Source organism: Paenibacillus sp. Marseille-Q7038 (genome assembly GCF_965111595.1).
The window spans coordinates 2707906-2722705 of the sequence record NZ_CBCOOM010000001.1 but is presented as its reverse complement, the minus strand read 5'-3'; the positions used below and the strand labels follow the sequence as shown (position 1 = coordinate 2722705).

Annotated in this window: 10 protein-coding genes; all 10 read left to right on the top strand. The window is 44.7% G+C overall.

The genetic code is table 11. The annotated features are described in order from the left end of the window. Positions 1 to 778: 778 nt before the first annotated feature. Positions 779 to 1333, top strand: coding sequence for a bifunctional pyr operon transcriptional regulator/uracil phosphoribosyltransferase PyrR (gene pyrR / locus ACWPWY_RS12975; RefSeq protein ID WP_454192062.1), 555 nt, complete (start codon positions 779 to 781; stop codon positions 1331 to 1333). Next, positions 1330 to 2244, top strand: coding sequence for an aspartate carbamoyltransferase catalytic subunit (locus ACWPWY_RS12970; RefSeq protein ID WP_454192061.1), 915 nt, complete (start codon positions 1330 to 1332; stop codon positions 2242 to 2244). Before pyrR ends, ACWPWY_RS12970 begins: the two co-directional genes overlap by 4 nt. A gap of 115 nt (positions 2245 to 2359) precedes the next feature. Continuing rightward, a complete protein-coding gene (locus ACWPWY_RS12965) occupies positions 2360 to 3682 on the top strand; it encodes a dihydroorotase (protein ID WP_454192060.1) in 1323 nt (440 codons plus the stop codon). A 102-nt stretch (positions 3683 to 3784) separates the two neighbouring features. Then, positions 3785 to 4927: a glutamine-hydrolyzing carbamoyl-phosphate synthase small subunit gene (carA, locus tag ACWPWY_RS12960; RefSeq protein ID WP_454192059.1), complete on the top strand. Its 1143-nt coding sequence runs from the start codon at positions 3785 to 3787 to the stop codon at positions 4925 to 4927. A 1-nt stretch (position 4928) separates the two neighbouring features. Further along, positions 4929 to 8147 carry a carbamoyl-phosphate synthase large subunit gene (gene carB / locus ACWPWY_RS12955; RefSeq protein WP_454192058.1) on the top strand — a complete coding sequence of 1073 codons (3219 nt, stop codon included), beginning with the start codon at positions 4929 to 4931 and terminating at the stop codon, positions 8145 to 8147. Between the two features lie 122 nt (positions 8148 to 8269). Then, a complete protein-coding gene (gene pyrF / locus ACWPWY_RS12950) occupies positions 8270 to 9004 on the top strand; it encodes an orotidine-5'-phosphate decarboxylase (protein ID WP_454192057.1) in 735 nt (244 codons plus the stop codon). Then, complete coding sequence (gene pyrE, locus ACWPWY_RS12945) at positions 9001 to 9639, top strand: orotate phosphoribosyltransferase (protein ID WP_454192056.1); 639 nt, start codon at positions 9001 to 9003, stop codon at positions 9637 to 9639. The genes pyrF and pyrE overlap by 4 nt, the downstream gene beginning before the upstream one ends. A 309-nt stretch (positions 9640 to 9948) precedes the next feature. Further along, positions 9949 to 10812, top strand: a complete 864-nt coding sequence (locus tag ACWPWY_RS12940) for an ABC transporter ATP-binding protein (RefSeq protein ID WP_454192055.1) — start codon at positions 9949 to 9951, stop codon at positions 10810 to 10812. Continuing rightward, complete coding sequence (locus ACWPWY_RS12935; protein ID WP_454192054.1) at positions 10775 to 11881, top strand: efflux RND transporter periplasmic adaptor subunit; 1107 nt, start codon at positions 10775 to 10777, stop codon at positions 11879 to 11881. Before ACWPWY_RS12940 ends, ACWPWY_RS12935 begins: the two co-directional genes overlap by 38 nt. Continuing rightward, positions 11881 to 14799, top strand: a complete 2919-nt coding sequence (locus ACWPWY_RS12930) for an ABC transporter permease (RefSeq protein WP_454192053.1) — start codon at positions 11881 to 11883, stop codon at positions 14797 to 14799. The genes ACWPWY_RS12935 and ACWPWY_RS12930 overlap by 1 nt, the downstream gene beginning before the upstream one ends. Position 14800: the final 1 nt, after the last annotated feature.

Genomic DNA, 14800 nt, shown 5'->3' with positions numbered 1-14800 from the left:
ATGTCCTTTTTCTTTTTTAACAGGTTATAGAAAGTGGGTTAATGGTAAACAAGTTCATGTGATACATTTCACAATATTGTCAAGGTTAGGACGGTAAAAGGAAAAAATTCAAGCTACAATAAGGCTATAAAATAAAGAGGAGGACGTTACTAATGGCGTTTATTGCACTGGTTGCGTTGATTATGGTCTTGGGGTTTACTGGAATTACAATTCTCTTTAAAAGATTGGCGAAGGACGATCACTAATTAAATTAGGAACCTACAATATATGAACAGAATATAAATACGGAGATCAGGACCTGAAGTTGTCAGGTTCTTTTTTATTGAAATGGATAAAAAATGTGGATATTTATACATAAATATCGTATAATTATAAAAATAAGAGCAGTTCAGATGCATAATGACAGGTGTATAGTGTATAAATGATTGTGCTGAAAAACCCTTTATTTATCCAGGTGTTGACAGAGGATAAGCTATCTGTCATAATTCATGTCAATGAAGATTTGTTTGAAATTAGATTAATCCTGAGAGATTAACATTCAGACAAATACATGAATAGCACCTTTAAATCAGTCCCGTGAGACTGGCAAGGTAACGTGATTGGACCCGTGCGAAGCTGCGGCTTTTGTGTCGGATGTCCATGTAGAGCTTAATAACCCGGCGTACGCCTGCCGCGGTTATAAGACTCCTTGCCATGATTTTACGGCAGGGAGTCTTTTTTTTATCTCTTCACGGGACCACTGGTAAAAAGGGAAATCCAGAGGAGGTTCGTAAAGCACATGAGTAATGAAGCACATGTCATTATGGATGAGATTGGAATCCGCAGAGCACTAACACGGATTGCACATGAAATTTTAGAAAAGAACAAAGGAATTGATGATTGCATTCTTGTTGGAATTCGGACCAGAGGAGTTTACCTCGCTGAACGAATTGCAGCGAAGATCGAAGAGATTGAAGGAAAGAAAGTTCCTTGTATCGATCTGGATGTTACTCCTTATCGGGATGATCGGAATACAGAGGGTAGCAAGAAAAACGAAGCAATTCAAAAGCAGTTAAAAGAAGTAACTCACAATAAAAAAGTAATTTTGTTTGATGATGTATTATACACAGGCCGAACTATAAGAGCGGCAATGGACGCACTAATGGATAGTGGACGTCCGCAAATGATACAGCTTGCTGTACTGGCAGATCGAGGTCACCGGGAGCTTCCTGTAAGGCCCGATTTTATCGGTAAAAACATACCTTCCTCTCGTTCGGAACTCATCGATGTAGCTCTGAAAGAAGTTGACGGCGTAGATCAAGTCACCATTCAGAACCGGAGGGAAGAAGGATGACGGTAACAGCGAAAAGTATGAAAGAACGTAGTTTGCTCGGTCTAAAAGATCTAAGTGCAAGTGAAATCGAATCCATTCTGAACCGGGCGGCCTACTTCGATGCACAGGCTGAGAAGCTGAATCCCATTCTAGCTTCTAAATTCGTAGCTAACATGTTTTTTGAGAACAGCACACGAACTCGTTTTTCATTCGAAATGGCTGAGAAAAGACTGGGAGCTGAAGTGCTGAACTTTGCGGCTGCAGCGTCAAGCGTCGAAAAAGGTGAATCGATCTACGATACGGTACGTACACTCGAATCTATGGGAATCGATGCGGGTGTGATTCGCTTAAAACCGCATGGTATGCTCCAAGTGCTTGCTGAGAAGGTGAAAGTACCTCTTATTAATGCAGGGGACGGAAATAATGAACATCCAACACAAGCACTTCTTGATCTCTACACGATGCGACAAACCTTCGGCGAGCTTCGCGGCTTGAACGTATCTATTATTGGGGACATCAAACATAGCAGAGTGGCGCGTTCGAATCTATACGCACTGCAAAAATTCGGAGCAAAAGTGAGTTTCTGCGCACCAGATAGTATGCAAGCTCCTGAGCTTGCGGCGCTTGCTCCTTATATCACTCTTGATGAAGCCTTAAAGGCTGACGTTGTGATGATGCTGCGTGTCCAGTTAGAGCGTCATGACAAAGGAATTGATATGAAAGCGGATGAATACCGCGAGAAATACGGACTCACGGAAGAGCGAGCTGCTAAACTGAGTCCAAAAACGATCATCATGCATCCTGCTCCGGTTAACCGGAATGTAGAGATTGATGATGCGGTTGTAGAAAGTCCAGCATCCCGAATTTTCCCTCAAATGTCGAATGGGGTTCCAATCCGCATGGCAGTTATGGAAAGAGCTTTGATTCTATAGTAAAAAAAGATAAAAAAATATAGGCATTTGATAACCCTTGCAGCAGTCAAAACATACAATTTAAACATAATGACCGTTATTACGATAAAACGGTACCGGAGCGGAGGATATATAGATGTTACAAATGATTAAAAATGCAAGTGTATTGAATAAAGCAGGGGCACTCGAACAAAAGAACATTCTCATTTCCGAAGGTGAAATTCTAAGTATACACGATGTGAACGCGGGTTTCTCAGTATTTGTAGAAGAAGGAACGAACCCTAGCGATGTGAACATAGAAGAGATTGATGTAAAAGGTAAATTAGTGGTCCCAGGTCTGATTGATATGCACGTACATTTGAGAGAACCAGGATTTGAACATAAAGAAACCATTGAGTCCGGCAGCCGTTCTGCTGCAAAAGGTGGATTTACAACGATTGCTTGTATGCCAAATACAAGACCGGTAACGGACGATCCGGAGACAGTAGAGCTTGTACTTAATAAAGCGAAAGAAGCAGGTCTTGCCAAAGTACTTCCTTATGCAGCGATTACGATAAATGAACTTGGTCGTGAGCTGACGGATTTTGATGCACTTAAAGCAGCGGGTGCGATTGGATTTACCGACGACGGTGTTGGTGTACAAAGCGCACAAATGATGAAAGATGCAATGAAGAAAGCGGCAGCGATGGATATGCCTGTGATTGCTCACTGTGAAGACAATTCCTTGGTGGAAGGCGCTTGCGTAGCAGAAGGCGCTTTTGCAGAGAAACATGATCTGAAAGGGATCCCAAATGAGTCAGAAGCCATCCACGTTGGACGTGATATCTTACTGGCTGAAGCAACGGGCGTACATTATCATGTCTGCCATGTGAGTACAGAACAATCGGTTCGACTCATCCGTGAGGCTAAAAAGATTGGAATCAAAGTAACAGCTGAGGTTTGTCCTCACCATCTGATTCTCGCAGATGAAGACATTCCGGGTCTGGATGCGAACTGGAAAATGAATCCTCCGCTTCGTTCACGCCGTGATGTAGAAGCATGTATCGAAGGGCTTGAGGACGGAACAATCGATATCATTGTTACAGATCACGCACCGCATAGCGAAGAAGAAAAAGCAAAAGGAATGGAGCTTGCACCATTCGGTATCGTTGGATTTGAAACCGCATTTCCACTGCTCTATACAAAGTTTGTGGCAACAGGAAAATGGAGTCTTTCCTTCCTGATAGAAAAAATGACGACTGAACCGGCTCGGGTGTTCCGCCTGGATACGGGACGTCTGGAAGAAGGAGCACCAGCGGATATCACGGTAATTGACCTGGATACTAAGCGCGCTGTTGACCCGGCCGAGTTTGCTACAAAAGGACGTAATACACCGTTTACGGGATGGGAACTTACTGGCTGGCCTGTAATGACTTTTGTAGACGGAAAAAAGGTATATTCTGATCCAACATTAAGCTAAGCAAATAGAGATTACAACTAACAATGGGTTATTGAACTTTTATATAGAGTCTTATTGATAAAACCAAAATTGAGGCAAGACAACATTAAGGAGTGAAATTGGATGCAGGCACAAGCAAGATTGTTACTAGAAGACGGCACTTTGTTCACCGGAAGAGCTTTCGGGGCAGAAGGAGAAACAACGGGTGAAGTCGTTTTTAATACAGGTATCACAGGCTACCAAGAGGTGCTGTCTGATCCTTCTTACTGCGGACAAATCGTAACGATGACTTATCCGCTGATCGGAAACTACGGGATCACACGTGATGATTTTGAATCCATTCGTCCTTATGTACATGGCTTTGTCACTCGCCGCCACGAACCAGTACCAAGTAACTGGCGTGCAGAATGCAGTGTTGATGATCTTTTGAAGGAGTATGGCATTGTAGGAATCAGCGATATCGATACACGGATGTTGACGCGCCGTATTCGTCATCATGGAACAATGAAAGGGATTTTGACAACAGGTTCGAAGCCGGTTGAAGAACTTCTGGAAATGATGAAAGACACGACGATCGATGAACTGCGCAATCAGGTTCCTCTGACTTCAACCAAACACGTATACAGCAGCCCAGGTACGGGAGAGCGGATCGTAGTAGTAGACTATGGTGCAAAAACAGGGATCCTGCGCGAACTGAATAAACGTGGCTGTGACATTGTGGTCGTGCCACATGACACAACAGCGGATGAAATTCGGAAACTGAATCCAGACGGCATTCAGCTGTCCAACGGTCCTGGGGACCCGAAAGATGTTCCTTATGCAGTAGATATGATTTCCGAATTGATGGGTGAATATCCAATCTTCGGTATCTGTCTTGGACACCAACTGTTTGCACTGGCAGCCGGTGCGGATACAGAGAGACTAAAATTTGGTCACCGCGGAGGTAACCATCCGGTCAAAGATCTAGAAACAGGTCGCTGCTATATCACATCTCAGAACCATGGATATACCGTAAACGAGGAGTCAATTAAAGGAACGGACTTGGTTGTTACACATATCAATAACAATGATAAATCCATTGAAGGATTAAAACATAAGAAATATCCGGTATTTACTGTTCAATATCATCCAGAAGCAGCACCAGGACCGGAAGATAATTCCTACTTGTTCGACCGCTTTATTGAAATGATTCGTGAGCACAAACTTAATCATCCGAAAAAAGCGCGCCAAGCCGTACTTGCCGCAGCAGTGAAGGGAGCACGTTAACATGCCGAAAAATACAGACCTCAAGAAAATTCTTGTTATTGGCTCCGGTCCGATCGTAATCGGTCAGGCAGCAGAGTTTGATTATGCAGGAACGCAAGCATGTCAAGCACTTAAAGAAGAAGGCGTGGAAGTTGTTCTCATCAATAGTAACCCTGCAACGATCATGACAGACAGCAATATGGCAGATAAAGTATATATCGAGCCGATTACGCTTGATTTTGTAACACAAATCATTCGTCAGGAGCGTCCAGATGGACTGCTTCCAACGCTTGGCGGTCAAACAGGTCTTAATATGGCGGTTGAATTAGCTCGCGCTGGAGTGCTGGAGAGCGAAAATGTAAAACTTCTGGGTACACAGCTCACTTCCATCGAAAAAGCAGAAGACCGTGACTTGTTCCGTGATCTAATGCGTGAACTAGAACAGCCGGTTCCTGAGAGTGTAATTGTAACGACGCTTAATGAAGCTATCGATTTTGCGAATGACATTGGTTATCCAATTATTGTCCGTCCTGCATATACCCTCGGCGGAACAGGCGGCGGAATTTGTGCAACAGAAGAAGAACTTCGTGAGATTGTTGCTTCTGGACTTCGTTATAGCCCTATTGGACAATGTTTGGTTGAGAAAAGTATCGCCGGTATGAAAGAAGTAGAGTATGAAGTTATGCGTGATGCGAATGACAACTGTATCGTTGTATGTAACATGGAGAACTTTGACCCCGTGGGTGTTCATACGGGAGACAGTATCGTTGTGGCACCGAGCCAGACGCTGTCTGATCGTGAGTACCAGATGCTGCGTACAGCATCAATTAAAATCATTCGCGCCCTCAATATCGAAGGCGGTTGTAACGTTCAGTTTGCCCTGGATCCACAAAGCTTCCAGTACTATGTAATTGAAGTAAATCCACGTGTAAGCCGCTCTTCAGCTCTTGCATCCAAAGCAACAGGTTATCCAATTGCGAAGATGGCAGCTAAAATAGCAATGGGCTACACCCTTGACGAAATTATTAACCCGGTAACGGGCCAAACTTATGCATTCTTCGAGCCAACATTGGATTATATCGTAAGCAAAATTCCACGCTGGCCATTTGATAAATTTGTATCTGCAAACCGTAAACTAGGCACGCAGATGAAAGCAACGGGCGAAGTAATGGCCATTGGCCGTACCTTTGAAGAATCGATTCACAAAGCAGTTCGCTCGCTTGAAATTGGAGCACACCGTATTCATTTGAAAGATGCAGCTCAGCTTGAAGACGAAGTACTGAGAACGCGTCTTAACAAGCCAGACGATGAGCGTATGTTCCTCGTAGCGGAAGCATTCCGCCGCGGTTATACCCTGCAAGAGATTCAGGATCTTACCAAAATTGATTGGTGGTTCCTTGATAAAATCGAAGGAATTATCAAATTCGAAGATCAGATTCGTTCCGAAAAAGAACTGAGCAAAGAAATGCTCTACCAGGCAAAACGTATAGGACTCACAGATCGTTCGATTGCGGAGATTCGCGCTGAGGGACAGCCGGGTGAAGCATTCACAACAGAGAAGGAAGTTCGCGAGATGCGTGAAAGAATGCAGCTGCGTCCTGTATACAAAATGGTAGATACATGTGCGGCTGAATTTGAAGCGGTCACACCTTACTACTACTCTAGTTATGAAACAGAGAATGAAGTCATTCCATCTGCAAAAGAGAAAATCGTAGTACTAGGTTCTGGTCCAATCCGTATCGGACAGGGAATTGAGTTCGACTACTCTACCGTACATGCGGTATGGGCGATTCAAAATGCTGGGTACGAAGCTGTTATTATTAATAATAACCCAGAGACCGTATCTACGGACTTCAATACATCAGATCGTCTCTACTTTGAGCCATTGTTCTTTGAAGATGTAATGAACGTGATTGAACAAGAAAAACCAATAGGTGTGATTGTACAGTTCGGTGGTCAGACCGCAATTAACCTGGCTGCACCGCTTGCAGCGGCAGGGGTTAAAATCCTGGGAACAGATCTTGCCAGCATTGATGAAGCAGAAGATCGTAAGAAATTTGAAGCTCTACTCACTAGACTAGATATTGCACAGCCTCTTGGTAAAACCGTAACGACGGTAGATGATGCCGTAGTCACTGCACAAAGTATAGGCTACCCTGTACTGGTTCGTCCTTCTTATGTCCTTGGGGGACGTGCAATGGAAATCGTCTACTCCGACACTGAACTGCTGAGTTATATGGAACAAGCGGTGAAAATCAATCCTGATCATCCGGTACTGATTGACCGTTATATGCTTGGTAAAGAGGTAGAAGTGGATGCAATCTGTGATGGAGAAACGGTACTGATTCCAGGGATCATGGAACACATCGAACGCGCAGGAGTTCACTCCGGTGACTCGATTGCGGTATACCCACCACAGCATCTGGAAGCACATTTGAAAGAAAAAGTGGTTAACATCACGATCAATATTGCCAAAGAACTTAAAACCATTGGACTTGTAAATATCCAGTTCGTCATCTACAAAGATGATGTGTACGTAATTGAAGTGAATCCTAGATCTTCTAGAACGGTACCATTCCTGAGCAAAGTAACAGGTATTCCTATGGCGAACCTTGCAACACAAGCGATCCTAGGTGAAAAACTGGCGGATCAAGATTATGTAGATGGCCTGTGGCCAGAAAGCGAGCATGTATCGGTTAAAGTGCCGGTGTTCTCTTTTGCAAAACTACGCCGAGTAGAACCTACGCTTGGACCTGAAATGAAATCAACCGGTGAAGTAATGGGCCGTGATGTTCAGTATGCGAAAGCACTTTATAAAGGATTGATCGGTGCAGGAATGAAGATTCCTTCTTCTGGCGCAATCATTGCAACGATAGCTGACAAGGATAAAGACGAGGCAGTTTCACTGCTTAGCGGATTCTTTAAACTGGGTTACAAAATTATCGCTACAGGCGGTACAGCAGCAGCCCTTGAGGAAGCAGGTATCCCTGTCCAAACCGTGAATAAGCTTAGCGAAGGTACGCCGAATATTCTCGATATGATCCGTACGGGCGAAGCAAACTTTGTCTTTAATACACTGACTAAAGGTAAAACGCCACAACGTGATGGATTCCGGATCCGCCGTGAAGCGGTAGAGAATGGTGTGGTATGTATGACTTCCTTGGATACCGTTCGTGCACTTCTGCAAATGCTGGAGACGATTAACTTCTCCTCGGAATCCATGCCGACGTTTAGCCGCTAATTACGCATAGATTCTAGTGAATTGTACAGTAGGACATCGGTCAGCCCATAATACTTTGGGCTGGACTTGATGTCCTTTATCACGGATAGGAACAAAATTACGTTAGCGAAGGAGCATGACACATGACACCTGAATATAAACAAATGGCTGAACGCTTGATGGTTGCTCTGGATTATCCTAACGCAAACGAAGCAAGAGAGCTGGTAGAGAAACTGCACGGGATTCCTTGCTATATGAAAGTAGGGATGCAGCTGTTTTACACAGCGGGACCAGAATTTGTTAGTGAACTCAAAGAAAAAGGATACTCGGTATTCTTGGACGTGAAAATGCATGATATTCCTAACACGGTTCGCGGAGGTTCCCACAGTGTAACTAGGCTCGGCGTAGATATGTTTAACGTGCATGCCGGAGGCGGCGCTGCGATGATGCGTGCTGCACTAGAAGGAGCAAAGCAGGCAGCAGATGAGGAAGGTATGCTGCTTCCTACCATTATTGCTGTGACTCAGCTGACGAGCACAGATCAGCAGACGATGAATGAGGAGATCGGTATCCCAGGACAAGTTCAGGATACGGTTGTAAGATATGCACAGCTTGCTAAGGAAGCAGGACTGCACGGAGTTGTGGCATCTCCCCTAGAAGCGGGCAGTATTCACGAAGCGTGTGGAACAGATTTTATTACGGTAACTCCGGGAATTAGACCACGAGGCAGTGCAGCAGGTGATCAGTCCAGAGTAACTACACCGCAAGAAGCCATTGCAGGCGGAACTCAATTTATTGTTGTCGGAAGACCGATTACGGCAGCAACTGATCCAAGAGCAGCAGCAGAACAAATTATTGAGGAGATGATGAACGCATGACAACGACAACCATCGCAGAAAAAATAGCATCCGCCCTTCTAAGTATTGAAGCTGTGGCTTTACGCCCGAATGATCCTTTTACTTGGACTTCCGGTATTAAATCTCCCATCTATTGCGACAATCGTCTGACGATGTCTTATCCAGAAATCCGTGATCTGATTGCAGAATCCTTCGCCACTCTCATCCGTGAGCAGTATCCGGACACAGAAGTCATTGCAGGAACGGCAACAGCAGGTATTCCTCATGCAGCTTTTGTAGCTCAGAAATTGGATCTGCCTATGATCTATATTCGTGATAAAGCGAAAGGACATGGTAAAGAGAATCAGATCGAAGGACTTGTTAAAGAAGGACAAAAAGTGATTGTCATTGAGGATCTCATCTCAACAGGTGGAAGTTCCATCAAAGCTGCACAAGCAGTTGAGCAATCCGGCGCTAAGGTTCTGGCTGTACTTGCGATCTTCAGCTACCAGCTGGATCGTGCAGTGAATGGCTTTGAGGAAGCAGGAATTGCCCTTCAAACCTTGTCTAACTATTCTGCACTTCTTGATGTAGCGCTGCGTGAAGGAGCGATTGCCGAGCAAGATATCGCTCTTCTTCGTTCTTGGAGAGAGAACCCTGCGGCGTTTGGTGTTTAGGTAAATTAATTTCATAATATCTCTAGTTTACTTTAATCATGAGTTTTGGATTGAACGGTTTCGTACATCTAAATAAAGTGACAAATTCTGAATACAATATATTTATAGTATGAGAAAAGAGAGTGTTCCTCTTAAAAAGGGACACTCTCTTTTTGTGTTGTGAAGATAACTATACTCAAGCAGAAATCTGATTTTTAACAAGCAATAGGTTCTGATTATCCTTGTTTTATGAACCTGAATATAAAAATATCTTTAAAAGGTTGTAACTTCTTCCTCATTTATGTCGTTTATAATGCGAGATAGAAATATTTGTCATTACAGTATATTAATTTCCTTATTATGCAGGGGGGAGTTACGATTCGAATACCCTTTCGAAAAGCCAAAGAAGAACGTAAATCAACAGTGGATGAGACAGAGAGGATTGCTCTAGAGGAGCAGGTTGATATAAAAGATGAGCCCGCAGTATTGGAACAAAAAGCAGATCAGGAAGAGATCCCTAGTGGTCCTGTACTTCAGGTACATGAAGTACACCGCAGTTTTGAAGCGGGCGGAAGAGCAATTCATGTACTGAGAGGAATTAATATGGAGGTGCAGCCCCAGCAGCTCGTTATGTTAAAAGGTCGCTCAGGTTCAGGAAAGACAACCCTTCTTAATATGCTGGGAGGACTGGACCAGCCGACAAGCGGGGAGATTTATTTTGACGGGAGAGCTTTTCATGAAGCAGGCGATGCAGCTCGCACCCGGATGAGGAGGCAGGAGATTGGCTTTATTTTTCAGGCATACGCTCTCATGCCGCTGTTGTCTGCTTGGGAGAATGTAGAGCTGTCACTTCGTATGGCAGGTGTTCCTAAGGGGGAATGGAACCAGCGTGTTGCTTACTGTCTTGAAATGGTAGGTCTTACGAAACGAGCGAAACACAGGCCATTTGAATTGTCAGGCGGGGAACAGCAACGTGTTGCCATTGCCAAAGCGATTGCTCACAGACCTAAGCTGCTGTTGGCTGATGAACCGACTGCTGAACTGGACTCCAAAATGGGAGCTCAGATTATGGCAGTATTCCGAAACATTATTGCCACAGAAGAAGTCAGTGTCTGTATGACGACACATGATCCTACGATTTTGGAGGTTGCAGACCATGTTTACGAGATGGTGGACGGAAAATTTATTACATAATAACCACCTGCCTAGGGCGGGTAAACGATGGACCAAGTTTTTTTTAATCGGAACACTAAGCCTGTCTTTGGCCGGTTGCTCCTTACTTCCAGCTGAGCCGGAAGAGGAAGTGCTTCCGCCGATTACACCGCCGACGATCTCCAAGAAACCTGAATATGAAGTGAGAACCGAAACCATTGAGACGAAAGTGTCGGGTTCTGGAAAACTCATGAGTCAGCGGGAGGAGAAGGCGTATTTTACACTCGATGGCATGCATGTGAAGGAACTATATGTGAAGCCCGGGGATAAGGTAAAGGCAGGACAGCAAATTGCGGTTTTGGATGTAGAGGAACTAACTAAACAAATTCGTCAAAAGAAACTGCAAATTCGCAAATCCGAAGTGCAGATGAAAGAGACCCTTCGTAAAAAAGAGGAAATGGATCCTGTGGAGTACGAAGAAGCGGTCATTACTTTTGAAGAACAGAGACAGGAACTTTCGGACCTTGAGGAACAAGTCGGTAAGTCTACACTTGGATCACCTTTTAGCGGTACAGTACTTAGCGTTGAAGTTGAAAAGGGAACAGCCGTAAAAGCATATGATCCGATTGCTACCATTGCGGATACAACTAATCTGGTCGTTGCAGCTACCTTTGCGAAGCAAGATCTGGAGGTTATTGCTGCAGGTATGAAGGCTGAGGTGGATATTAACGGAGCTGGTGTGCATCAGGGTACGATTAAAGTGATGCCGGTGAATCTGGGATCTGATTCAAATGGAGGAAATAATGGAGGAGAGGGTACACCTCCTGCGCAAGAGTCGCTAGATACATACGTTATTGTTGAGATGAATAAATGGCCTAAGGGACTAAACAGAGGGACACCACTAACGGTGAGTGTCGTAACGAAGCGCAAAGAGGATGCCGTACTGATTCCGATTTCTGCTCTTCGCTCTATTGGTTCAAGAACGTATGTCCAAGTGGTAGAAGCGGATGGGAGTAAACGAGAAGTGGATGTAGAAGCAGGTCAGCAGACATCCACCGATGTGGAAATTCTCAAAGGGCTTACACCAGGGCAGAAGGTGGTTGGAAGGTAATGAAAGGTATCCCCCTGTTACGACTATTGTCTCGCAAAATGTGGAATACACGCTGGCTGACATTAAGTACCTTGATTGGTCTTATTGTCGCCGTTGGCTTCACGGTGAGCATTCCTATGTATGCCGATGGCGCACTGAAGCGGGTTGTTGCTGAGTCGCTTGAGGATGAAAGCAGCGGTATGCCAGCTGGTTCATTGCTTATGAGCTATCAAGCTCCCGGCGGGAGTAAAACGGATCTAAGGTCTCTTGAGGATGTAGATCGATTCATTCAGCAGGATATTCCTGCAAAGATCGGATTTGATTACAATACGTATGTTAATATCAGATCCATTCGAAGTACCGAAGTCAGCCCCGAAGATCCTGAAAAAGTAGATGCCAGCCGGATTCGTACCATGACATTGGGGTCAATGAATGATCTCAAAAATCATGTCACGATGAATCAAGGCGTACTTCCCGGAAATCAGGCACAGGGTGACCTAATTGAAGCCGTCATGCTGGAGGAAGGAATGTACCGAAATGATCTGCATGTGGGGGATATCATGGAGTATCCCGTATACAGCGGATTAGATCTTACTCTTCGAGTCAAAATTGTCGGTGCATTTACACCGGATGATACAGCTGATCCATACTGGGTTCAGGGTTTTGAAGGAATGATGAATGGATTTTATGTAGATCCTGGCTTATTTGATACGTATCTCCTTGCAGATCAAAGCGTACCTATACAAACATCAAAGTGGTATTACGTTTTTGATCTTAGTCAGATTAAAACGAGTCAGCTTCCTTCCTTAAGCAGTACACTCGAGCGTCTTGATATCGAACTTTATCAGAAGCTAAAAGACACAAAGGTGGATATTTCTTTTGGAGATTTACTTGCTAATTTTCGAAAACAAAGCTTACAGCTCCAAACGATGCTGTTTACACTAGCGGTGCCGATGATTGCGATGGTGTTTTATTTTATTGTGATGAATGCTAGACAATCTCTACAAAAGCAGGAAAGTGATATCGCCGTTCTTCGCAGCCGCGGGGCTTCTGCTAGACAGATCGTCATTCTATATTTACTAGAGGGCATTGTCCTAGGAGCAATAGCAATGGTTGCAGGACCTTTTCTCGGCTGGTTTATGGCGAAAAGCATTGGCTCAGCAAGTGGGTTTCTGTCCTTTGTAGATCGTAAATCGATTCCAATCGGAATCACACAAGATGCAATTCTACTCGGTGTCGTTGCGGTACTTGCTTCGATTATCGCTTCTGTTATTCCCGCAATGGGGTATGCCAGATCGACGATTGTTGATGCCAAACGCAGGCAAGCAAGAAGTGATAGAAAACCTTTTTGGCAGCGTTGGTATATGGATATTTTATTGTTAGGTCTTGCTGGTTACGGTTACTACCTGTTCTATGAAAGACAGATGCTGACATTTCAAACCGGGATGACCACAGATCAGCTTCAAGTACAGCCATTTTTATTCTTTGTTCCTGCACTATTCATTTTTGCAGCAGGATTATTCTTCTTACGTATCTTCCCATGGATTCTCAGGTTCCTTAGCTGGATGGGGCGTAAAATTTTTCCGGTACCTATCTACCTTACGCTAACACAGCTTTCTCGCTCCTCTTCTTCTTATTACCCGCTCATGATCTTGCTCGTACTTACTTTGGGTCTTGGTGTATATAATGCATCTGCCGCGAGGACAATTGATCTGAATTCTACCGAACGCACTTTGTACCGTTATGGAACGGATGTGGTGATGCAGACGGTATGGGAAGGAACCGCAGAGATGTTACCGAGCACGGGCGGAAATGCAGGTAATGGAGGAGGATCTGGATCACCAGGTACAGGTGGAGGAGGTAACCCAGGTGCTGGAGGCGGTGAGAACCCTGGCGGTGGAGCTGGAGGCGGCGGTTCGGGTTCACTTGCTCCAAGTAAAATAATATATTCCGAACCTCCTTTCGAAGTATTTCGCCAGCTCCCTGGTGTGGAACATGCTGCGCGAGTACTGCAGACCAAGGGGAATGTAGTCATATCAGGTAAATCGGCAGGCCAAGGTATGGTAGTGGGCATTGATAACGTTGATTTTGCAGAGGTTGCTTGGTTCCGTAATGATTTGTTTCCCGCGCATCCGAATAAATATCTAGACCTGCTGGGTCATTATGAGGGAGCAGTCATCATTCCGTCCGGGTTTGCAGAGAAGTATCAGCTGGAAAGTGGAGATGTACTATCTATTGCTTTGCAGGAACAGATGATGGATTTTGTTGTGTTTGGCATACTGCCATACTGGCCTGCTCAGTATCCGGATGAGACGCCCTTTTTTATAACTAATCTGGATTATATTTACGATCAAGTTCCTATGATTCCATACGAAGTATGGCTCAAAATGGAACCTGACGCGCTGGTTGCACCGCTCATTGAGCGACTTGGGCGAGATGGCATCGAGCTGTCTTCTGTAAAAGATGTACGGACTGAACTCGTCGCTGAAGGCAAACATCCTTCAAGAGGAGGTGTGTTTGGTATCCTCAGTCTCGGCTTCCTGGTATCCATCTTGATCTCACTTATTGGATATGTGCTGTATTGGTTCTTTAACTTATCTGGCCGTGTTGTTCAGTTTGGGGTACTTCGGGCAATGGGTCTGCCTCGGGCACAGCTCAGCGGGATGTTGTTACTAGAACAGATTTTTACCGCAGGATTATCGATTGTACTCGGAATTGGGATCGGTGAACTCGCAAGCAGATTATTTTTACCCTTCCTCCAAACGACAGATAATGTGAAGCAGCAAGTACCTCCGTTTCGGATTGTATTTGAACAAAGTGATACCCTTCAGTTGTATGCGGTGACGCTTGTCATGCTGCTAATTGGTGCAGGAATGCTGCTATGGCAAATCCGGAGACTGAAGGTGCATCAAGCCGTCAAAATGGGAGAGGAGCGGTAAG

Excerpts from the sequence above, each read along its gene's own strand:
- pyrR (WP_454192062.1), top strand. The coding sequence starts at position 779 with ATGAGTAATGAAGCACATGTCATTATGGATGAGATTGGAATCCGCAGA.
- ACWPWY_RS12970 (WP_454192061.1), top strand. The coding sequence starts at position 1,330 with ATGACGGTAACAGCGAAAAGTATGAAAGAACGTAGTTTGCTCGGTCTA.
- ACWPWY_RS12965 (WP_454192060.1), top strand. The coding sequence starts at position 2,360 with ATGTTACAAATGATTAAAAATGCAAGTGTATTGAATAAAGCAGGGGCA.
- carA (WP_454192059.1), top strand. The coding sequence starts at position 3,785 with ATGCAGGCACAAGCAAGATTGTTACTAGAAGACGGCACTTTGTTCACC.
- carB (WP_454192058.1), top strand. The coding sequence starts at position 4,929 with ATGCCGAAAAATACAGACCTCAAGAAAATTCTTGTTATTGGCTCCGGT.
- pyrF (WP_454192057.1), top strand. The coding sequence starts at position 8,270 with ATGACACCTGAATATAAACAAATGGCTGAACGCTTGATGGTTGCTCTG.
- pyrE (WP_454192056.1), top strand. The coding sequence starts at position 9,001 with ATGACAACGACAACCATCGCAGAAAAAATAGCATCCGCCCTTCTAAGT.
- ACWPWY_RS12935 (WP_454192054.1), top strand. The coding sequence starts at position 10,775 with ATGTTTACGAGATGGTGGACGGAAAATTTATTACATAATAACCACCTG.
- ACWPWY_RS12930 (WP_454192053.1), top strand. The coding sequence starts at position 11,881 with ATGAAAGGTATCCCCCTGTTACGACTATTGTCTCGCAAAATGTGGAAT.